This is a genomic window from Stenotrophomonas sp. YJH_SMC_69 (assembly GCF_059370495.1).
The window spans coordinates 76,028-95,462 of record NZ_JCAFTS010000002.1 but is presented as its reverse complement, the minus strand read 5'-3'; the positions used below and the strand labels follow the sequence as shown (position 1 = coordinate 95,462).

The 19,435-nt window shown below is 67.8% G+C and carries 19 protein-coding genes; 7 read left to right on the top strand and 12 right to left on the bottom strand.

Annotated elements, in window-relative coordinates; genetic code table 11:
- Positions 1-10 precede the first annotated feature (10 nt).
- Both AC5P8F_RS03520 and AC5P8F_RS03515 read right to left on the bottom strand, forming a co-directional pair.
- Entirely contained in the window at positions 11-970 is a 960-nt protein-coding gene (locus tag AC5P8F_RS03520) for a sodium:calcium antiporter (RefSeq protein WP_014648680.1), read from the bottom strand.
- Positions 971-1,042: 72 nt separating this feature from the next.
- Entirely contained in the window at positions 1,043-1,699 is a 657-nt protein-coding gene (locus AC5P8F_RS03515) for a hypothetical protein (protein WP_032957138.1), read from the bottom strand.
- 125 nt (positions 1,700-1,824) lie between these two features.
- Between AC5P8F_RS03515 and AC5P8F_RS03510 the strand changes: the two genes are divergently transcribed.
- The gene (locus tag AC5P8F_RS03510; RefSeq protein ID WP_049440029.1) at positions 1,825-2,367 is read left to right on the top strand and encodes a hypothetical protein; all 543 of its coding nucleotides are present in this window, start codon (positions 1,825-1,827) and stop codon (positions 2,365-2,367) included.
- 84 nt (positions 2,368-2,451) lie between these two features.
- Here AC5P8F_RS03510 and hmgA read toward each other — a convergent pair whose 3' ends face one another.
- Positions 2,452-3,750 (bottom strand): homogentisate 1,2-dioxygenase, encoded by a 1,299-nt coding sequence (gene hmgA, locus AC5P8F_RS03505; protein ID WP_032957134.1) that lies wholly within the window; start codon positions 3,748-3,750, stop codon positions 2,452-2,454.
- An 85-nt stretch (positions 3,751-3,835) separates the two neighbouring features.
- Positions 3,836-4,948 carry a 4-hydroxyphenylpyruvate dioxygenase gene (hppD, locus tag AC5P8F_RS03500; protein WP_014648684.1) on the bottom strand — a complete coding sequence of 371 codons (1,113 nt, stop codon included), beginning with the start codon at positions 4,946-4,948 and terminating at the stop codon, positions 3,836-3,838.
- 129 nt (positions 4,949-5,077) lie between these two features.
- On the opposite strand from hppD, the gene AC5P8F_RS03495 reads away from it, so the two are divergent.
- Positions 5,078-5,572 (top strand): MarR family winged helix-turn-helix transcriptional regulator, encoded by a 495-nt coding sequence (locus AC5P8F_RS03495; RefSeq protein WP_014648685.1) that lies wholly within the window; start codon positions 5,078-5,080, stop codon positions 5,570-5,572.
- Between the two features lie 80 nt (positions 5,573-5,652).
- On the opposite strand, the gene AC5P8F_RS03490 is transcribed toward AC5P8F_RS03495, so the two are convergent.
- From AC5P8F_RS03490 to AC5P8F_RS03475, 4 genes are all read right to left on the bottom strand, one after another.
- Positions 5,653-6,792: a hypothetical protein gene (locus tag AC5P8F_RS03490; RefSeq protein WP_014648686.1), complete on the bottom strand. Its 1,140-nt coding sequence runs from the start codon at positions 6,790-6,792 to the stop codon at positions 5,653-5,655.
- A gap of 138 nt (positions 6,793-6,930) precedes the next feature.
- Positions 6,931-7,539, bottom strand: a complete 609-nt coding sequence (locus AC5P8F_RS03485; protein ID WP_046432898.1) for a thioredoxin family protein — start codon at positions 7,537-7,539, stop codon at positions 6,931-6,933.
- Positions 7,540-7,558: 19 nt separating this feature from the next.
- Complete coding sequence (locus tag AC5P8F_RS03480) at positions 7,559-9,058, bottom strand: peptide MFS transporter (protein WP_014648688.1); 1,500 nt, start codon at positions 9,056-9,058, stop codon at positions 7,559-7,561.
- A gap of 181 nt (positions 9,059-9,239) precedes the next feature.
- The gene (locus AC5P8F_RS03475; RefSeq protein ID WP_014648689.1) at positions 9,240-10,115 is read right to left on the bottom strand and encodes a tryptophan 2,3-dioxygenase; all 876 of its coding nucleotides are present in this window, start codon (positions 10,113-10,115) and stop codon (positions 9,240-9,242) included.
- Between the two features lie 335 nt (positions 10,116-10,450).
- On the opposite strand from AC5P8F_RS03475, the gene pdhA reads away from it, so the two are divergent.
- Genes pdhA through AC5P8F_RS03455 form a run of 4 tightly spaced genes read left to right on the top strand, consistent with a single transcriptional unit; the run spans position 10,451 to position 14,333 of the window.
- Complete coding sequence (gene pdhA, locus AC5P8F_RS03470; RefSeq protein ID WP_111205880.1) at positions 10,451-11,533, top strand: pyruvate dehydrogenase (acetyl-transferring) E1 component subunit alpha; 1,083 nt, start codon at positions 10,451-10,453, stop codon at positions 11,531-11,533.
- Positions 11,526-12,593, top strand: coding sequence for an alpha-ketoacid dehydrogenase subunit beta (locus AC5P8F_RS03465; RefSeq protein ID WP_005414714.1), 1,068 nt, complete (start codon positions 11,526-11,528; stop codon positions 12,591-12,593). The genes pdhA and AC5P8F_RS03465 overlap by 8 nt, the downstream gene beginning before the upstream one ends.
- Position 12,594: 1 nt before the next feature.
- Positions 12,595-12,948: an SH3 domain-containing protein gene (locus tag AC5P8F_RS03460; RefSeq protein WP_012512332.1), complete on the top strand. Its 354-nt coding sequence runs from the start codon at positions 12,595-12,597 to the stop codon at positions 12,946-12,948.
- On the top strand, positions 12,945-14,333 hold the full coding sequence (locus tag AC5P8F_RS03455) for a dihydrolipoamide acetyltransferase family protein (RefSeq protein WP_046432903.1): 1,389 nt from the start codon (positions 12,945-12,947) through the stop codon (positions 14,331-14,333). The genes AC5P8F_RS03460 and AC5P8F_RS03455 overlap by 4 nt, the downstream gene beginning before the upstream one ends.
- Positions 14,334-14,456: 123 nt before the next feature.
- Here AC5P8F_RS03455 and AC5P8F_RS03450 read toward each other — a convergent pair whose 3' ends face one another.
- The 3 genes from AC5P8F_RS03450 to AC5P8F_RS03440 form a co-directional block, all read right to left on the bottom strand.
- A complete protein-coding gene (locus AC5P8F_RS03450) occupies positions 14,457-14,843 on the bottom strand; it encodes a VOC family protein (RefSeq protein WP_014648692.1) in 387 nt (128 codons plus the stop codon).
- 284 nt (positions 14,844-15,127) lie between these two features.
- Positions 15,128-15,835 carry a helix-turn-helix transcriptional regulator gene (locus tag AC5P8F_RS03445; protein WP_014648693.1) on the bottom strand — a complete coding sequence of 236 codons (708 nt, stop codon included), beginning with the start codon at positions 15,833-15,835 and terminating at the stop codon, positions 15,128-15,130.
- Positions 15,835-16,470 carry a Rossmann-fold NAD(P)-binding domain-containing protein gene (locus AC5P8F_RS03440; protein WP_172617726.1) on the bottom strand — a complete coding sequence of 212 codons (636 nt, stop codon included), beginning with the start codon at positions 16,468-16,470 and terminating at the stop codon, positions 15,835-15,837. Before AC5P8F_RS03440 ends, AC5P8F_RS03445 begins: the two co-directional genes overlap by 1 nt.
- 106 nt (positions 16,471-16,576) lie before the next feature.
- On the opposite strand from AC5P8F_RS03440, the gene AC5P8F_RS03435 reads away from it, so the two are divergent.
- A complete protein-coding gene (locus AC5P8F_RS03435; protein ID WP_014648695.1) occupies positions 16,577-18,115 on the top strand; it encodes a GGDEF domain-containing protein in 1,539 nt (512 codons plus the stop codon).
- Positions 18,116-18,435: 320 nt separating this feature from the next.
- Here the strand turns inward: AC5P8F_RS03435 and AC5P8F_RS03430 are convergent, their stop codons facing one another.
- Positions 18,436-19,362, bottom strand: coding sequence for a DUF808 domain-containing protein (locus tag AC5P8F_RS03430; protein ID WP_014648696.1), 927 nt, complete (start codon positions 19,360-19,362; stop codon positions 18,436-18,438).
- Positions 19,363-19,435: the final 73 nt, after the last annotated feature.

Here is a 19,435-nt window from a genome sequence, read left to right as displayed (position 1 = left end):
CGGAACTACCTCATGCCGCGCCGACCAGCAGCAGCTCCAGCACGAACCAGCCGGCGAACGCGACCAGCAGGATTCCGCCCTCACTGCGGCTGATCTTCAGATCGCCACGCAGCATCGGGTACAGCACCAGGGCGAACGCCAGCAGTGCCGGCAGTTCCAGGCGCACGAACGAGGCCGGCAACGCCAACGGCTGCAACACCGCCATCGCCCCGATCACCAGCAGCAGGTTGACCACGCTGGAGCCCAGCACGTGGCCAAGCACCATGTCGCCGTGGCCGCGACGCGCGGCAGCAATTGCGGTTGCCACCTCCGGCAGTGCGGTGCCGATCGCCACCGGCAGCAGGCCGACCAGCAGCGGTGTCCAGCCCAGCGCGGCACCGAAGTCAGCGGCGGCGCCCACGACCAGGCGCGCGCCCCAGTACAGCGTCAGCGCTGCGATCAGCACCCGCAGCACGTTCAACGGCAGGCTGGTGCGGCTCAGGGCGGACTCGGCGATGGCCGCCTGCACCTCGGCACGCTCAACGCGGCCGCGGCGCAGCAGCAGCACCTGCATGACGATGAAGCCTGCCACCAGCACGCCGCCTTCCCAGCGCGCCAGGCGACCATCCAGCCCGAACAGGACCAGCAGCACGCCGGCCACCAGCAGCGACCACCACAGCACCGTCTGCAGGCGCGCGCGCAGCAACAGGGGCGCGGCGATGGCTGCCACCGCCAGGGTGAAGCCCAGGTTGACGATGCTGCTGCCCACGGCATTGCCCAGTGCCAGCTCCGGTTGGCCGACCGCCAGCGCGCGCGCATTGACCGCCAGTTCCGGCAACGAGGTGGTCACCCCGAGCAGCAGCAGCCCGGCAGTGAACGGGCTGGCCCCGAAGCGCTGGGCCAGGCCGGACACGGCCTTGACGATGGAATCCCCGCCCAGCGCCAGCAACAGCAGGCCGAGCAGGAACCAGGCAATGGCAATGGCGATCATCGAGCACTCCCCAGCAGTGGTGGCGCGATTCTACGCTTGGCCCGAGCGCATGGCTGGGCGGTGGATCAAGGATCAGCCACAGCCTTCGGCGTAATCGACCTGCGGGGTCTGGCCGACGCGCCAGGCGCTGACCCGACCATCGGCGCCGAGCGCGAAGTCGATGACCGCCCCGCCTTCCTGCGCTGGCCGCACGCGCAGGTGCTGCGCTTTCTCGTCGTACTTGTCAGGACCGACGTCCGCGCGCTCTGGGTACAGCACCTGCAGCTCGCCCAGGGTCATGCCGACCTTGCCGCCGCCCGGAGCGACGATCGCCGCACTGCGCACGTCATAGCGCACCAGCTTGCGTGCCTCGATCATCAGGCGAGGGTCTTCGGCACCCTGCGGACGCAGGAAGTAGCAGCCGTCGTTGCTGTCGTCGGCCGGCAGGGGCTTGCCATTGGCGTCGGTGCCCAGTCCTTGCAGCGGCGTGCCGAAGCCGCTGCGGACCTCGGCGATGCCGGCGCCCAGCGTTGCACCGCCGAAGCCGTCCAGGCGCGCTGGACTGTCCTTGCGGAGGTCGTTGGCCGGGCGGGCGGCCAGGTCGGGATCCGCCGACTGCGCGGGCCCGGTCGCCGAGGCGGTTTCGGCCGGGGTGTCGCTGCCACTGCCGGCCGCCCCCTGCTTGTCGGGGCCAGCACTGCAGGCGGTGAGCGAAAGGAGCAACAGACCAGCAAGCGGAAGGTGCTTCATCGGTGCGGTTCCCTGGCACGAAGATGGCTGCACGCTAGCCCATCCCGTGTGCAGGCGCTGCATTGTCATCGCGGTTTCATCGCCTTCGTTCAGGCTCGGCGTGCACCGACTTGGCTGTCCCTTCCATGCAACCGCGCAAGACCGAACTCGCCCGAACCGCGCTGCAGGCCCATCGCGCGCCGCTGGACATGCGCCAGCGGCGGCTGCTGATCCTGTGCGACGGCCAGCGCAGCATCGCCGATCTGACCGGCCTGCTCGGCCAGGACGCGCCCGCCATGGTCATCCAGCTGGTGCAGGCCGGCTACCTGAGCACCGATACCGGCGCCACAGCCGCACCGCCACCACCCGCAGACGCGGCAGCACCGGCGCCCGCCACGCCGGCTGCGGCACCGGCTGCACCCGCAACCGGCAGCGAGCGCCGCCGCTCGCTGGTGGCCGCGCGCATCTATGTACTGGGCATCCTGGAAATGCAGCGCCACCCGCAGGCGGCGGCGCTGTTCCGCGACCTGCAGCAGGCGCGCGCCGAAAGTGAAGTACTGCAGGTGCTGCACTCGGCGATGCAGATGCTGCCCGGGCTGACCTCGGAGGGTTATTGCCAGCGTGTGCGGCAACGCCTGCTGGAAGCGCTGCCGCTGGAGCATTGCGACGCGTTCACCGAGGCCGCCTGAAGAAGAAGGGGACGGAGGGGATTAAGTCGTTTCAGGCACACGTGTGCTGATTGCGGCTTAATCCCCTCCGTCCCCTTTTTCGGGTCAGCGGTAGTTGTTGCGCAGGCCGTTCCAGCACTGCTGGTAATCGCCCTGGCGATGGCCGGCGGCCAGCGCCTGCGCGGTCGGACGGATCACCGCGCGGGTCTCGAACATGAAGGCCATCGTGTCCTTGATCACATCGGCCTTGGACAGATCGGCATTGGAGGCCTTGTCGAAGGTCGGCGCATCCGGGCCGTGACCGCTCATGCAGTTGTGCAGCGATGCGCCACCCGGCACGAAGCCTTCGGCCTTGGCGTCGTAGGCGCCATGCACCAGGCCCATGAACTCGCTGGCGATGTTGCGGTGGAACCACGGCGGGCGGAATGTGTTCTGCGCCACCAGCCAGCGCGGCGGGAAGATCGCGAAGTCCATGTTGCTGGTGCCGGGTGTGTCGCTGGGCGAATGCAGCACCAGGAAGATCGATGGGTCCGGATGGTCGTAGCTGATCGAACCGATGGTGTTGAAGCGACGCAGGTCGTAGCGGTACGGCGCGTAATTGCCGTGCCAGGCCACCACGTCCAGCGGCGAATGGTCGATCGGCGCGCGCCACAGGCGGCCCTCGAACTTGGCGATCAGTTCGAAATCGCCATCGACATCCTCGAACGCCGCGTGCGGGGTCTCGAAGTCACGCGGGTTGGCCAGGCCGTTGGAACCGATCGGGCCAAGGTCGGGCAGTTTCAGCAGCGCGCCGTAGTTCTCGCAGATGTAACCGCGGCTAGGGCCATCGGGAAGTTCGACACGGAAGCGCACGCCGCGCGGGATCACCGCGATCTGCTGCGGCTCGATCTCGATCACGCCCAGCTCGGTCAGCAGGCGCAGTGCGCCCAGCTGAGGCACGATCAGCAGTTCACCGTCGGCGTCGTAGAAGTAGCGGCCGACCATGTCGCGGTTGGCAGCATAAAGGTGGATGCCCACGCCGGCATGCGCGTCGGGCGAGCCGTTGCCACCCATCGTGTACAGGCCTTCGACAAAGTCGGTCGGCAGCTCCGGCAACGGCAGCGGGCTCCAGCGCAGCTGGTTCGGTGAAGCCGGCTGTGCGCCGAAATCACACTGCAGCTGCGACTGCGCGAACGGAGTGAACTCGCCATGGGTCACCGCCGGGCGGATCCGGTACAGCCAGCTGCGGCGATTGCTGCCGCGCGGCGCGGTGAACGCGGTGCCGGTCAACTGTTCGGCGTACAGGCCGTGGGCCACCTTCTGCGGTGAGTTCTGCCCGACCGGCAGCGCGCCGGCGACGGCCTCGGTGGCGAATTCGTTGCCGAAGCCGGACTGGTAGCCGCGGGCGGTGATGGCGGGGGACATGGGAACTCCAGAGATTGCCGGCCAGCGGCCGGCACTACCATTCGGACAGGCAATGCCGGCGGGACGCCGACATTGCCTGCGGACCTTACAGCACGCCGCGGCGGATCTGGTCGCGCTCGATGCTTTCAAACAGCGCGGTGAAGTTGCCTTCGCCGAAGCCTTCGTTGCCCTTGCGCTGGATGATCTCGAAGAAGATCGGGCCAATGCAGTTCTGGGTGAAGATCTGCAGCAGCTTGCGCTGGTGGGTTTCCGGATCGGCGTCGATCAGGATCTTGTTCCTGGCCAGGCGCGCCACGTCTTCACCGTGGTTCGGCACGCGCTGGTCGATCACGTCGAAATAGGTTTCCGGCGTGTCGAGGAAATCCACGCCCTGCGCGCGCATCGCTTCGACGGTCTCGTAGATGTTCTCGGTGAAGCAGGCGATGTGCTGGATGCCCTCGCCCTTGTACGCGTCCAGGTACTCGTTGATCTGGCTCTTCGGGTCGGACGATTCGTTCAGCGGGATGCGCACGATGCCGTCCGGTGCGGTCATCGCCTTGGACACCAGGCCGGTCTTCAGGCCCTTGATGTCGAAGTAGCGGATCTCGCGGAAGTTGAACAGGCGCTCGTAGTAGTCCGACCACTGCTGCATGTTGCCGAAGTACAGGTTGTGGGTCAGGTGGTCGATGAAGGTCAGGCCGAAGCCGAACGGGTGCAGGTCGGCCCCTGCGATCGGCTCGTAGTCGCCGTCGTAGATGCTGCCGGCGCTGCCATAGCGGTCGACCAGGTACAGCATGCAGTCGCCGATGCCCTTGATGACCGGCGCGCTGACCGCCTTGCTGTCCGGCTTGAAGGCGATGGCTTCGGCGCCGTTGCCCAGCGCGGTCTGGTAGACCTCCTGGCCCGGCTTCTTGAAGCGGATGGCAAAGCCACAGGCGCAGGGGCCATGCTTTTCGGCGAAGTCGGCGGCGAACGAATCGGGGTCTTCGTTGACCAGGAAGTTGACGTCGCCCTGGCGATAGACGGTAATCGGACGCTGCTTGTGCTTGAGCACCGCGCTGAAGCCCATCTTCCGGAAGTACTCGTGCAGCTCCTGGCCACGGCCGGCCGGGGCGGCGAATTCGACGAACTCGAAGCCGTCGATGCCCATCGGGTTCTCGAAGGTGGTGACCTGCATGCCGGGGTTGGGATGCGAGGCGGTCGGGACTGCGGTATTCATGGCGTGGCTCCGAATCGGTACCGCATCGGTACAAACCAGGTGCGGGCAGGTAGGGACCCGGCGAGAATGCAGGGTCTGGACCCACCCCTTATAGTTACACTTGAAACCACCAGCAAGGTGCACCGCAACATGAGCCCCGCCGATCCCGTTTCGACCCGCCTGCGTGCCTCGCACGTCCTGCTCGACCTGGAACAGTTCCTGCCGTACCGGCTGAGCGTGCTGTCCAACCGGGTCAGCGGCAACATCGCCAAGCTGTACGGCGATCGTTACGGTCTGGCGATCCCCGAGTGGCGGGTCATCACCATCCTGGCGCTGTACCCGGGCTCCTCGGCCAGCGAGGTCTCCGACCGCACGGCGATGGACAAGGTGGCGGTCAGCCGCGCCGTGGCCCGCCTGCTGGAGCGCGGCTTCATCAAGCGCGAGACCCACGGCGACGATCGCCGCCGCTCGGTGCTGGCGCTGTCGGCCGCCGGTTTCGAGGTGTACGAGACCATCGCGCCGATGGTGATCGAGATCACCCGCAAGCTGATGTCGGTGCTGAGCGAAGAGGAAGAGCAGGTGCTGGAAAAGCTGATCCTTCGCCTGGCCGGCGAAGGCCTGGAGCGGATGGGCGAAGGCGTCTGAAAGAAAAGGGGACGGAGGGGATTAAGTCGCATCAGGCACACCTGTGCTGATTGCGGCTTAATCCCCTCCGTCCCCTTTTTTCAGCTGAGGTGCTTGCGGCGTGCGTGGATCCACGGCACGGCCAGTGCTGCGATGGCGCCGCCGGCGAAGCCCAGCGAGGCGGCCACCGTCGCTGCTTCGACCGCCCCCGGCAGCGCCAGCGCCGCCGCCACCAGCAGCAGCGACGGCAGGCCGACGAAGGTGCCCAGGAAGAAGTGCCAGCGCGGTGACCAAGTGTTGAGCTGGAGCAGGCTGACCGGCTGCCAGGCGTCAGAGGCGGCGTCCTCGGCGATCTTCGCCACGGCCTTGGCCAGGTCCACTTCCGGCAGCGCGCGCCCCAGGCGGGCGGTCGCCAGCAGCTCGGCCACCGCTTCCACCGGCGGGAAGCTGGACGGCCACGCAACCGGCGCCGGCACGCCGTAGGCGGTCAGCAGCGGCACGCTCAACCACGGCGCCACCAGCGGGCGCATGCGGCGGCGCCCGTGCACGCACCAGATCTGCGGCTGGCCGTGCGCAGTGACGCTGTACAGCGCCAGTTCGTTGGCCGGAGGATAGCCGAGCATGGTCACCCGCGCGGCCAGGCTGTCCTGGCCCATCGCGCGCAGGAAGCCGGGGCGGCTGCGACCTTCCTGCATCCACGCCAGGCCCAGTGCGCCCACCAGATACGCCTCGGCGACATCCTTGCTGCCGGCCGTGGCGCGCTCGTCACTGGCCAGATACCACGCCAGTGATTTCGGTTCGGCCACATCGTCCAGGCCCCAGCGGCTGTCGTCACCCAACACATGGCGCACCGGCAGTCGCGCGGGGGCGGTCTCGCCACGCTCGCCGGTCTGCAGGAAGGGCAGCACGCCCTGGATGAAGGTGGACAGCTCGATCGCGCGCGCGCCGTGGCCCTGCCATTCGGGCGGCAGCAGCCCGGCCAGCTGGCCTTCGGCGGCCAGCGCATCAAGCCGGGACTTCTGCTCGACCAGCTTCTGCACCGCCCCCTTCAGCACCACGTTGTCGGGCAGCGCGATCTGCGGCAGGCGATGGCGTGGCGGCGCCAGGTCGACGCTGTCCTCTCCGGTACCGGCGTCATCCAGCAGCGCTTCCTGCGGCGGCAGGGTCACGCCCTCGCCTGCCCCACCCTCGGCCAGGTCGCTGGCGGGTTCGGGCAATCGTTCGGCGTGGTCGCTGTGCATGGGCGTTCCGGAAGGTTGCATCGACGGGATGTCGACTGAGGTCCTTGCCGGTAACGGCGTGCTCACGGTGAAGTTGAGACGCCGATTCAGAGAGTGTGACGGTGCGCGCAGTAGATCCGCGCCAGGCGTGGATGCGCCTCAGTGCCGACCAACGGTAGGCGCCCACTGCTTGAGGAAGGCACTCACACGCGCAGGCTGGAACGCCTCGCCCCTGCGCAGCTCGCCGGTGGCCTGCGATACCAGCAGGCCGCCATCTGCATCGAGCACCAGCAGGTACGGGTAGTCGCGCGCCATCACCGGGTACTGGGCGAAGAAGGCGGTGTTGGGCTGCTCGTCGCTGGCGTTGACCTTCACCCACACGTAGTGGGCATCGCGGAAGCGACGCAGGTCGCCGTTGCCTTCCACCACGTCGTCCAGCGCCCGGCAGCGCTCACAGGCGGCGTTGCCGACCTCCAGCAGGATCCGCTTCTTGCCACGCTGGGCTTCCACCTTGGCGGTGGCCAGGTCGTCGGCGGGGTTGCGGGCCGGGTCGAACTGCGCGCCGAGCCCGGCGATGGCGGCGATGTCCGCCGCCACCGGGGTGTTGCCCGAGGCCACCGGTTCGCTGGGGTCAGCAACCGGTGGCTCGGTGGGTCGGGTATCCAGGGGCTGCGTGGGCTCGGCGGCGGCAGGCGGTTGCGGTTGCGAACAGGCGCCGATCAGCGCCGCACAGACCACCACCATTGCACCACCGAGCTTGCTGCGCATGCCTTCTACCCTCTCATCATTACTTGACGCCGTGCATCAGCTTGTTGATCAGCGGGGCAATCAGGAACAGCACCACGCCGGAGCCGATCAGGGCCCAGAACCCGAAGGTATACCCCTTCAGGGCCGACTCGACCGTCATGCCGCCTTCACCACTGACCACGCCGGCGAAGATGCCCGACAGGTTGTTGCCGATGCCGGTGGACAGGAACCAGCCACCCATGCCGAAGCCGACCAGGCGCACCGGGGCCAGCTTGGTCACCATCGACAGGCCGATCGGCGACAGGCACAGCTCACCCACCGACTGGATGACGTAGACCATGAACAGGGTCCAGAACGGGATCTTGCCGTCCACGACCATCTGCGACAGGGCGAACATCAGCAGCGCGAAGGCGGCGCCGTTGAACAGCAGGCCCAGGCCGAACTTGCGCGGGATGGACGGATTGGCGCGGCCCATGGCCACCCAGATCCAGGCAATGACCGGGGCCAGGGTGATGATCGCCACCGAGTTGACCGACTGGAACCACGCGGTCGGGAAGGTCCAGTCACCGAACTGGCGGTTGACGATGTTCTCGGCCAGGAAGGTGAACGAGCTGCCGGCCTGTTCGAAGAACATCCAGAACATCACGTTGAAGGCGAAGATGATCAGCATGGCGATCACGCGGTCGCGCTGCACCTTGCCTTCGCGGACGCCCTCGACCAGCAGCAGGATGGCCAGCGCGGTGAACATCGCACCCAGGATCCAGGCCAGCGCGGTGGCGCCGGTAGCCAGCAGGAAGTACGCCACCGGGATGGCGACCACGGCACCGGCCAGCACCATGATGATGCGGCCGAAGCCTTCAGCGCCGGCCGGCGGTGCACCGATGCCCTTCAGGCCGGCGCGACCGATGTAGAACCACACCAGCGAGATCAGCATGCCCACGCCCGAGGCGATGAACACGACCTTGTAGGACGGCATCGCGTCGGTACCGAACACCTTGCGGGCCAGGTACTCGGTCAGCACCGGGGCGATCATCGCGCCGATGTTGATGCCCATGTAGAAGATGGTGAAGCCGGAGTCGCGGCGCTCGTCCTTCAGGCCGTACAGCTTGCCGACCATGGTCGAGATGTTGGGCTTGAACAGGCCGTTGCCTACGATGATCGTGGCCAGGCCAAGCTTGAAGATGTGCTCCTGCGGCAGCGAGATCATGAACAGGCCGGCGGCCATGATGATCGCGCCGGTCAGGATCGAGCGCTGGTAGCCCAGTACCCGGTCGGCCACGTAGCCACCGAAGATCGCCGCGGCGTATACCAGGGCCAGGTAGGCGCCATAGATGCGGCTGGCGTCGCCTTCACCGGCAGCGCTGCCGTTGTAGAACTGGGCGACGATGTACAGCACCAACGCCCAGCGGATGCCGTAGAACGCAAAGCGCTCCCAGAACTCGGTCATGAACAGCATCCACAACGGGCGCGGGTGGCCCAGCGTGGTCTTGAAGTCCGGCAGCGCCGGCTCTGGGGTGTTCGCAGTGGCGTTTACGCTCATGCGGATTTCCTGGTTCGGTGGATGACGAGCACGTCCGCTGTGCAGTTGGAGCAACGCGCGAGGATCACCGACTTCTGCCGTTCACGTCAAATACACGCCGTTTGAGGCAGGTGCCAGCCTGCTCGCTGAACTTGCATCTGAAACGATCCAGCCAATGGCCGGGGTCCAAGCTGAATGGGGGTCAGCCCAGTTCTGCCGGGGGTGCCGCCTGCAGGCTGGTGCGCACCTGGAACAGTTCGGGGAAGAAGGTCAGCTCCAGCGCCTTGGCCAGGAAGCCCACGCCGGACGAGCCGCCGGTGCCGCGCTTGAAGCCGATCACGCGCATCACCGTGCGCATGTGTCGGAATCGCCACAGCTGGAAGGCGGTCTCCAGGTCCACCAGGTCCTCGCACAGCGCGTACTCGCGCCAGTAGCGGTCGGTGTCCTGGTAGATGCGCTCGAAGACCGGCTGCAGCGCGTCGTCAGCCACGTGCGGCTGGGTCCAGTCGTGGGATTCGTACACCGCCGGCACGGCATGGCCGAAGCGGGCCAGGTACTTCAGGAATTCCTCGTACAGGCTCGGCGCCTCCAGCACGATGCGCAGCTGCGCCTGCCCGGCCGGGTCGTGCTCGAACACCTGCAGCATCTGCGCGTTCTTGTTGCCCAGCAGGAACTCGATGTAGCGGTACTGCAGCGACTGGAAGCCCGAAGACGGGCCCAGCACGTCGCGGAAACCCATGTATTCGGACGGGGTCAGCGTTTCCAGCACCGACCACTGCTCGGTGAGCTGGCGCAGCACCTGCTTGCTGCGCGCCAGCACCTTGCGGCACTGCCAGACTTCATCGCGCTGCAGGAAGCCGATCGCCGCACGCAGTTCGTGGCCGAGCAGCTTCAGCCACAGCTCCGAGGTCTGGTGCTGGATGATGAAGAGCATCTCATCGTGGTGCGGCGGGTTGGACAGCGGCTGCTGCGCGCTGAGCAGCTGGTCCAGCCGCAGGTAGCCGCCGTAGGTCAGGCGTCCCTGCAGGTCGGTGTGGATGCCGGCTTCGAGATCGCGTTGGTTGTTGTCGACAGACATGGGCGGGACCAGATCGGGGGCGGCAAGGGTAGCGCGTTGCCGCCGCGCTGGCAGCCGCCGGGTCCATACCGGGGCGTGCGGTGCCCCGTGGAGCATTGGCCGATGCGGGGCCTGCGCGTGGAACCGATCGGTTCGTTGCGCCAGCGGTCAGCCAGAGGCGTATTCTGATGCTTTGCAGCAACGACTGAATACGTTGTTGTTATTGGCCCCCCACCCGCCGGCAGGGGTAAAACAGGGCGTTGCCGTGTTGCGGCGCAGGAAGGCTATTCCGTACGCGTTCCTTAACATGGCGATTCATATCATTTGTAACTTCTCTGTCGAAGGTGCAGTACGCAATGACGGTTGCCGCTGAATTCAAGATCGAATACCTGCAGTACCTGGATACGGACGGCAAACTCGTCCGCGATGACCTGCCCGCGTCGCTGCGCGACCCCCAGGTCCTGGTACCGCTGTTCAAGCAGATGCTGTTCGTACGTACGTTCGACAGCAAATCCATCGCACTGCAGCGCACCGGCAAGCTGGGCACCTATGCCGCCTGCCTGGGCCACGAAGCCGCGCACGTGGGTATCGGCGCGGCGATGCAGAAGGACGACGTGTTCGCGCCTTCGTACCGCGAGTATGGCGCGATGTTCATGCGTGGCGTGCGCCCGCACGACGTGCTGATGTACTGGGGCGGCGACGAACGCGGCAACGATTACGGCGGCAACGCGGCCAAGGACTTCCCGTTCTGCGTGCCGATCTCCACCCAGTGCCTGCATGCCGCAGGCGCCGCGCTGAAGTTCAAGCTCAACAAGGAACCGCAGATCGCCGTGGCGGTGTGCGGCGACGGCGGCAGCTCCAAGACCGACTTCTACGCGGCACTGAATTCGGCCGGCGCCTACAAGCTCCCGCTGATCCTGTGCATCGTCAACAACGGCTGGGCCATCTCGGTCCCGCGTTCGGCCCAGACCGGTGCCGAAACGCTGGCGCAGAAGGGCCTGGCTGGCGGCCTGCACTGCCTGCAGGTGGACGGCAACGACCTGATCGCCGTGCTGGCTGCCATGGAGCAGGCGCGCGAACGTGCGCTGGCCGGCGACGGTGGCACCGTGCTGGAACTGATGACTTACCGCCTGTCCGACCACACCACCGCCGATGACGCGCGCCGCTACCGCGACGACGCCGAAGTGAAGGATGCCTGGCAGCGCGAGCCGATGCTGCGCCTGCGCAAGTACCTGATCAACGCCGGTGCGTGGAGCGAGGATGAGGAAAGCGCCTGGGTCGCCGAGTGCGGCAAGCGCGTGGACGAGGAAGTGAACCTGTACCTCAACACGCCGGTGCAGCCGGTCGAGGCGATGTTCGACTTCCTGTATGCCGATCCGCCGCCGGACCTGCTGGCCCAGCGTGCCCAGGCGATCGCCCTGGAGAAGCGCCATGGATGAGATCAAGAACGGCGCGCCCGGCGCGCACACCAACGCCGCCGACAGCGCTGCGGTCGCGCGCGGAGAAGAGAGCATGACCACCACCCCGATCACCCTCATCGAAGCCATCACCCAGGCGCTGGCCTGGGAGCTGGAACACGACCCGTCGGTGCTGGTGCTGGGCGAGGACGTGGGCGTCAACGGCGGCGTGTTCCGCGCCACCGCCGGGCTGCAGCAGCGCTTCGGCTCGGACCGCATCCTCGATACCCCGCTGGACGAAACCACCATCGCCGGCCTGACCATCGGCCTGGCCGCACAGGGCATGAAGCCGGTGGCCGAAGCCCAGTTCGACGGCTTCATGTACCCGATGGTCGACCATATCGTCTGCCACGCGGCACGCCTGCGTTACCGCACGCGTGGCCGCCTGCACTGCCCGATGGTGCTGCGCGTGCCGTGGGGCGGTGGCATCCGCGCGCCGGAACACCACAGCGAAGCCAACGAGGCGATCTTCACCAACGTGCCGGGCCTGCGCGTGGTGCTGCCGTCGTCGCCGCAGCGTGCCTATGGCCTGCTGCTGGCCGCGATCCGTGAGCCGGATCCGGTGATCTACATGGAGCCCAAGCGCATCTACCGCCAGTACAAGGAAGTGGTCGTCAACGACGGCGAAGCCTTGCCGCTGGACGTCTGCTTCGTGCTGCGCGACGGCACCGACGTGACCCTGGTGACCTGGGGCGCGCAGGTGAAGGAAGCGCTGGAAGCGGCGGACAAGCTGGCCGGCGAAGGCATCAGTGCCGAAGTCATCGACGTGGCCACGCTGCGTCCGCTGGACTTCGCCACCATCGCCGAATCGGTGGCCAAGACCGGCCGCTGCGTGATCGTGCAGGAGGCCCCGAAGACCGCGGGCTTCGGCGCCGAGATCGCCGCGCGCCTGGCCGAGGAATCGATCTACGACCTGCTGGCACCGGTCGAGCGCGTCACTGGCTACGACACCCACATTCCGCTGTTCCGCCTGGAAATGAAGTACCTGCCGAGCGTTGAGCGGATCGTGGCTGCGGCCAAGCGCGCGGTGGCGGCCGGCTGACATGCGGGCCCGCCTTCTGGGGGCTTACCGCAGCCAGTATCCCAACCCGCTCCGGTTCCGCACCGGCCAGATCGTCGAAGTAGGTGTCCGTGACGAGGAATGGCCGGCGTTTGCCTGGGTACGCACCAACGATGGGCGCGCTGGATGGGCGCCCATCGCCTGGTTGCAGCTGCTGGACGAGGGTCGCGCCGAAGCGCTGTGCGACTACGACGCCCGCGAGCTGGATGTGGAAAGCGGCGAGATGGTGAAGCTTCATCACGAACACGGCGGGTGGTGGTGGTCCGAGCGCGCCAATGGCGCGACGGGCTGGCTGCCGGCCCGCGAACTGGAACTGCTGGAAGAGAACTGCAAATGAGCCAGACCAAGAACTTCAACCTGCCCGACCTGGGCGAAGGCCTGCCGGACGCGACCATCGTCGAGTGGTTCGTCAAGGAAGGCGATGTGATCAAGCTGGACGAGCCGCTGGTGTCGATGGAGACCGCCAAGGCCGTGGTGGAAGTGCCCTCGCCGTTCTCCGGCAAGGTGCTGAAGCTGTCCGGCGGCGCCGGCGACATCATCCCGACCGGCTCGGTGCTGGCCAGCTTCGAACTGGACCCGAACCTGCCGCAGCGAGCCGATGGCCAGGACACCGGCCACAGCCATGGCCACGCTGCACCGGCGGCCGCACCGACCCCGCCGCCGCTGCCGGCTGCGGCCGCTCCGGTTGCCGCCGAGGAGGCCAAGCCCGCCGCGGCCGAGCGCGATGACGCCGGTACCGTGGTCGGCGCGATGCAGAGCTCCAATGCCGTGCATGCCGAACAGGCGCTGGCCGTCGGTGGCGTCAAGGCCGTGCCGGCCGTGCGTGCGATGGCGCGCAAGCTGGGCGTGGACCTGAGCCGCGTGGCCGCTACCGGCACCGATGGCGCGGTCACCATGGCCGACGTCAAGCAGGCTGCCGCCAACGGCAGCGCCAAGCTCGGCGCTGCTCCGGCACCGGTTGCCGCTGCTGCCTATGCCGCGCCGGCCCCGGCGCAGGTGTCTGCCCCGGTGCAGAGCGAAGCCCGCACCCCGCTGTCCGCCGCCGGCAAGCCGATGCGTACCCAGCCGCCGGGCGTGGTCGCCAAGGGCCAGCCGGAACCGCTGAAGGGCGTGCGCCGCAACATGGCACGCGTGATGGCCGATGCGCACAGCAAGGTCGTGCCGACCACGCTGAACGACGACGCCGACATCCACGCCTGGCTGCCGGGCAACGACGTCACCGCGCGCCTGGTGCGTTCGATCGTGGTCGCCGCGCAGAAGGTGCCGGCGATGAACGCCTGGTTCGACGGTGAAGCGCTGACCCGTACCCTGCACGCGCAGGTGGACATCGGCATCGCCGTGGACACCGACGACGGCCTGTTCGTGCCGGCCCTGCGCAACGCCGACATGCTCGACGCACGCGGCATCCGCGAAGGCGTCAACCGCCTGCGCGAGCAGGTGGAATCGCGTTCGATCGCGGCGTCGGAACTGAGTGGCTACACCATCTCGCTGTCCAACTTCGGCATGTTCGCCGGCCGCTACGCGACCCCGGTCGTGGTGCCGCCGTGCGTGGCCATCGTCGGTGCCGGCCGTGCCCGCCACCAGATGACCCCGGTGATGGGCGGCGTGGAAGCGCACAAGGTGATCCCGCTGTCGGTCACCTTCGACCACCGCGCAGCCACGGGTGGTGAAGCTGCCCGCTTCCTGCGCGCGATGATGGACGACCTGGCACTGGCCAGCTGATCGGCCACCTGACCGGTGGGTGCCAACCGTTGGTTGGCACATGACTTGGAGAGAACGCCGGGCATTGCCCGGCGTTTTTTTTCCGGCATCCACGCATGGCGTGGATCTACACAATGCGGGCGATCAATCGCGCGCGACCATGCCTTCGGCGCGGCTGTACACACGCAGCCGGTGGCCATCAGGGTCGGCACCGACGAAGGTGTGGCCGAACTCCAGCGTCACCGGCGACTGCAGGATCTGCACGCCGAGCCCACGCCACGCATCGTGCATCTGCTGCACGGCCTCGGGGTTTGCGACCACCATCGCCAGTTCGGCGGCGCCTGCCTGCGCAGACACCGGCGGTTGCACGTCATCGCGTTGCCACAGGCCGAGTGCGGCGCCATCGCCGAGCAGGAACAGGGCGAAGCCAGGCGACTGCTCGACCGGCGGTTTGCCGAGGATGCCGCTGTAGAAGGTGGCGCTGGTGGCGACGTCGCGCACGTACTGCAGCAGGGTGCTGGGCGTGAACATGGGGAAGCTCCGTTGTTGGGAGCGATCATGGTGGTACGGCCCTGCTGACAGATTCTGTCAGTAGCGGCGAGCGTGCTCTACTGCCGTCGCTCCTGCCCTGGTAGAGGTCGAGCTTGCTCGACTGCCGTTGCCACTGCCCTGGTAGAGGTCGAGCTTGCTCGACTGCTGTTCGCGAAGATCAAAGGCGGTCGAGCAAGCTCGCCCCCTACCAGGAGCAAAGTGCGAAGGCCGCCCTCCCCCAGAGGCAGGAAGCAGAACGCAGCAGCAGTCGAGCAGGCCCGACGCTACGAACGATCCAGCCAGTCCGGCGCGATGCCCTGCGCCTTCTGCCAGCGCCGCAGCAGCGTGGCGCGTGGTACGAGGTAGTGCTCCTCCAGCACGCGCACCTGGCGGATGCGATCCAGGCGGAAATGGCGAAAATCCTCGCGGCGCTCACACCACGCCGCAAGCATCGGCACCTCATCGAAGTAGCCCAGCGCGAACGGCCAGACGATGCGCTCGCTGCGCTGGCCGTGCGCGTCCTCGTAGCCGAACTTCAGGCGCTGCTGTGAACCGACAGCCTCTCGCACGGCCTGCAGACGAGCTGGGGGAACCTTGGCCGCCGCACGCGAAGGGCCCACCCGCAGGCCACTGTCACGCAGGGCCTCGCGCCGCGCTGCGGGCAACACATGGGCGATACGCGCCAGGGCATCGCGTGCGGCTTCGGCCAACGCGGGTTCGGTACGGGCCGCAACCCAGCGCAGGCCCAGCACCAGTGCGTCGATCTCGGCCGGTGGCAGGGTCATCGGCGGCAGGGTATCGCTCGGCGTCAGCTGGTAGCCGACGCCGGCCTCGCCGCGCAGGTCGGCGCCCTGCTCGCGCAGGGTTTCGATATCGCGGTACAGCGTGCGCAGGCTGACTCCCAGCGCGTCGGCCAGCACCTGGCCGGCCACCGGCCGCCGATGGCGGCGCAGCAGCTGTTGGAGCTGGGTCAGGCGCAGCGCACGCGACATCAGCCGGCCAGTGCGCTCGATGCCACCACGTGCTCACCCGGTTGCGGGGCCAGCGCGGCCTCGACCAGCGCCTTGGCGATCTCGCTGGCCGGGTTGATCCGCCACGCCCGTGGCAGTACCGGCCCCAGCACGCCCAGCACCTTCAGCGCGAGACGCTCACCGCGCCGCACCTCGTTGCGCTCGCCACCGATCAACCCTGGGCGGACCAGGGTCAACGAGGTGAAGCCCAGCGCGCGCAGATCGCGCTCCAATTCACCCTTCACCCGGCTGTAGAAGATCGACGACCGCGGATCGGCACCGGCTGCGGAATTCAGCACATAGGTCTGCGCACCCTTCGCCTGCGCCAGACGGGCGAACGCCAGCGGGTAATCATGGTCGATGCGATGGAAGGCCTCGCGGCTGCCAGCCTGGGCAATGGTGCTGCCGAGCGCGCAGATGACCGCGTCCACGCCCGCCCACCCGGCGGCGGCGGGCAGCGCATCGAAGGCCAGTACCGGGTTCTCCAGCTTCCCGTGGGCTGCGCCCAACGGGCGACGGGTCGGGGCGATCACGGCGCTGCAGCGCGGGTCGTCCAGCAGCCGGGGCAGGGTCAGCCCACCGACCAGGCCGGTCGCCCCCAGCAACATCACGCGCATCACCACCTCCACTGCGGCATCCTGTCGCCCATCCTAGCCGTTCAAGCCGTCGGCGGCCGCGCCGATATGCTGGAACCAGTCCCTGCCAGCCCCCAGGATTCGCTCCATGACGGACCAGCCCGACCACCGCCCTGCCCCCGGTACCGCCCTTGGGCCGCCGGCACGCGTGCGCGCGGTGGTGGACGATGGGCTGGGCGACCGCGTGGTGCTGCAGGGCGGCGGTGGCGTGGCGCTGCAGCAGCTGTTCGCAGGCGCCGACGCGCCGGAACCGCTGCTGGCCGCGTTCGCCAACGGCATGGCCACCCTGCCCGGCGAGCTGGGCGACATGGGCGACCGCCTGCAGTCGGCGCAGGCCAGCGCCGATTGGCCGCGCTACGGGCGCGCGATGCGGCAGTTGATCGACAAGTACATCCGCACCATCGAACAGCATTCGCCGGATGGGCAACCCGAAAGCCTGCGCCTGTCCGAGCAGCTGCGGCTGCTGCTGGGCGGCGCGGTGGTGGCGCTGCTGCAGCACGACCCGGACCTGCGCGAACAGGCGCAGGCACTGGCCATGCACCTGCGCCAGTGGCAGCCAGGCACGGCGCTGGAACCGATCGAGCAGGGCGTGCGCGAACTTGGCCACCAGGTCGGCGTGCGTGCCGAGAGCTGGCAGGAGCAGCAGGCGCTGCTGCTGGAGCTGTTCGCGCTGCTGCTGGAGAACGTGAGCGAGCTGCTGGATGACCGCAGCTGGCTGCAGGGCCAGATCGCCGCGGTGCGCCAGCTGCTGGACGGGCCGTTGGAAGCTGAGGCGGTCGAGCGCACCCGCGCCGAACTGCGCGAAGTGATCTACAAGCAGGGCCTGCTGCGCCAGGGCATCGACGATTCGAAGGCGGCGATGCGCGGGCTGATGGGCGAGTTCATCGAGCGCATGGATGGCATGGCCACCAGCACCGGCGAATACCACGATCGCATCGGCAGCTATGCGCTGCAGCTGCGCGAGGCGCGCAGCATCGCCGACCTCAACCAGCTTCTGCAGGACGTGATGCGCGACACCGGCAAGGTGCAGCAGCAGGCCGCGCAGGCGCGCGATCACCTGGCCAACGCACGGCAGGAAGTGGAGCGTGCCGAGCAGCGCATCGCCGAGCTGGAGCAGGAACTGCGCGCGGCCGGTGACCTGGCACGCATCGATCCACTGACCCAGGCGCTGAACCGCCGTGGCCTGGACGAACTGCTGCAACGCGAGCTGGCCCGTGCCGCACGCAACAACTCGCCGCTGGGCGTGGCGGTGATCGATCTGGATGATTTCCACCAGACCAACGATGCACATGGTCATGCCGGTGGCGACGCACTGCTGCAGCACCTGGTGGCCGTCTGCAAGCTGCTGCTGCGCGCCACCGATGGCATCGCGCGGCTGGGCGGCGACGAGTTCGTACTGGTGCTGCCGGAAACCCAGGGCGCCGACAGCATGGCCACGGTGCAGCGCCTTCAGCGTTCACTGGCGCATCGCGTGCTGACCGTGCAGGACCGGCGCGTACCGGTGCATTTCAGTGCCGGGCTGGCGCAATGGCAACCCGGCGACGACACCGAAACCCTGCTGCGGCGCGCGGACGACGCGCTGTATGCCGCCAAGCGACAGGGCAAGAACCGCGTGCAGGCAGGCTGACCGTCCGGCCCGCAGCAAACTACGTTGGTAGGTGCCAACCTTGGTTGGCACACGCAGAAACAAAGCGCCGACCAAGGTCGGCCTCTACCCGGCGACCCGCCGGCGATGATCCCGACCACCCTGAACCGCTTTGGTGGGTGCCAACCTTGGTTGGCACACGCAGGAAACAAAGCGCCGACCAAGGTCGACCTCTACCGGGGAACCCGCCGGCGACGATGCCGACCACCTTGAACCGCTTTGGTAGGTGCCAACCTTGGTTGGCACGCGTGGGAAACAAAGCGCCGACCAAGGTCGGCCTCTACCGGGGAACCTGCCGGTGACTACTTGCCGCGCAGCTTCTGGAACCCGGTCACCGCCGCCAGCACGATGGCGCCGGCGATGATGCCCACCACCATGTTGCCCGCCGCGCTGACCAGCCAGCCCCACTGGCCCTCGCCGCCCAGCGCCTGCACCGCGTGGTGCAGCGCCGGCACGTTGTGCACCAGGATGCCGCCGCCGACCAGGAACATGGCAATGGTGCCGGCCACCGAAAGGAACTTCATCAGCCACGGTGCCGACGCGACCAGGCCGCGACCGAAGGCGGCAACAGCCCCACCCTTGCGCGACAGGTACAGGCCCACGTCATCCAGCTTGACGATGCCCGCCACCAGCCCATAGACGAAGACCGTCATCGCCAGTGCAACCACGGCCAGCGTGACCAGCTGGTTGGTGAACGATGCGGTGGCGACCACGCCCAGGGTCAGTACGATGATCTCGGCCGAAAGGATGAAGTCGGTGCGGATCGCACCCTTCACCTTGTCCTTCTCCCACGCGACCATGTCCACCTGCGCGTCGGCCAGCGCCTTGCGGCGTTCGGTCTGGCGCTCGGCATCGTCGTCGGCCGAATGCAGGAAGCGGTGCGCCAGCTTCTCCACGCCCTCGAAGCACAGGAAGGCACCACCGATCATCATCAGCGGCACGATCAGGGGCACGTTCCAGCCGCGGCTGTGCAGCCAGGCTTCCAGCGCACTGATCGCCAGGGCCGCCGGCACCAGGATCACCTTGTTGACCAGCGAGCCCTTGGCCACCGCCCACACCACCGGCAGTTCGCGGTTGGCGTTGACCCCGGTGACCTGCTGCGCGTTCAGCGCCAGATCGTCACCGAGCACGCCGGCGGTCTTCTTCGCGGCGACCTTGGTCAGCACCGAGACATCGTCGAGCAGGGTGGCGATATCGTCGAGCAGGGCGAACAGGCTGGCACCGGCCATGGGGCGTCCAAGAAAGGGAATAGGCGGATTCTGACCGATCCGGTGTGGACTGCGGAAGACACCGGGTTCACCG

Bases quoted from the DNA above. Each gene is read 5' to 3' on its own strand.
- AC5P8F_RS03520 (WP_014648680.1), bottom strand. From the start codon at position 970: ATGATCGCCATTGCCATTGCCTGGTTCCTGCTCGGCCTGCTGTTGCTG.
- AC5P8F_RS03515 (WP_032957138.1), bottom strand. From the start codon at position 1,699: ATGAAGCACCTTCCGCTTGCTGGTCTGTTGCTCCTTTCGCTCACCGCC.
- AC5P8F_RS03510 (WP_049440029.1), top strand. From the start codon at position 1,825: ATGCAACCGCGCAAGACCGAACTCGCCCGAACCGCGCTGCAGGCCCAT.
- hmgA (WP_032957134.1), bottom strand. From the start codon at position 3,750: ATGTCCCCCGCCATCACCGCCCGCGGCTACCAGTCCGGCTTCGGCAAC.
- hppD (WP_014648684.1), bottom strand. From the start codon at position 4,948: ATGAATACCGCAGTCCCGACCGCCTCGCATCCCAACCCCGGCATGCAG.
- AC5P8F_RS03495 (WP_014648685.1), top strand. From the start codon at position 5,078: ATGAGCCCCGCCGATCCCGTTTCGACCCGCCTGCGTGCCTCGCACGTC.
- AC5P8F_RS03490 (WP_014648686.1), bottom strand. From the start codon at position 6,792: ATGCACAGCGACCACGCCGAACGATTGCCCGAACCCGCCAGCGACCTG.
- AC5P8F_RS03485 (WP_046432898.1), bottom strand. From the start codon at position 7,539: ATGCGCAGCAAGCTCGGTGGTGCAATGGTGGTGGTCTGTGCGGCGCTG.
- AC5P8F_RS03480 (WP_014648688.1), bottom strand. From the start codon at position 9,058: ATGAGCGTAAACGCCACTGCGAACACCCCAGAGCCGGCGCTGCCGGAC.
- AC5P8F_RS03475 (WP_014648689.1), bottom strand. From the start codon at position 10,115: ATGTCTGTCGACAACAACCAACGCGATCTCGAAGCCGGCATCCACACC.
- pdhA (WP_111205880.1), top strand. From the start codon at position 10,451: ATGACGGTTGCCGCTGAATTCAAGATCGAATACCTGCAGTACCTGGAT.
- AC5P8F_RS03465 (WP_005414714.1), top strand. From the start codon at position 11,526: ATGGATGAGATCAAGAACGGCGCGCCCGGCGCGCACACCAACGCCGCC.
- AC5P8F_RS03460 (WP_012512332.1), top strand. From the start codon at position 12,595: ATGCGGGCCCGCCTTCTGGGGGCTTACCGCAGCCAGTATCCCAACCCG.
- AC5P8F_RS03455 (WP_046432903.1), top strand. From the start codon at position 12,945: ATGAGCCAGACCAAGAACTTCAACCTGCCCGACCTGGGCGAAGGCCTG.
- AC5P8F_RS03450 (WP_014648692.1), bottom strand. From the start codon at position 14,843: ATGTTCACGCCCAGCACCCTGCTGCAGTACGTGCGCGACGTCGCCACC.
- AC5P8F_RS03445 (WP_014648693.1), bottom strand. From the start codon at position 15,835: ATGTCGCGTGCGCTGCGCCTGACCCAGCTCCAACAGCTGCTGCGCCGC.
- AC5P8F_RS03440 (WP_172617726.1), bottom strand. From the start codon at position 16,470: ATGCGCGTGATGTTGCTGGGGGCGACCGGCCTGGTCGGTGGGCTGACC.
- AC5P8F_RS03435 (WP_014648695.1), top strand. From the start codon at position 16,577: ATGACGGACCAGCCCGACCACCGCCCTGCCCCCGGTACCGCCCTTGGG.
- AC5P8F_RS03430 (WP_014648696.1), bottom strand. From the start codon at position 19,362: ATGGCCGGTGCCAGCCTGTTCGCCCTGCTCGACGATATCGCCACCCTG.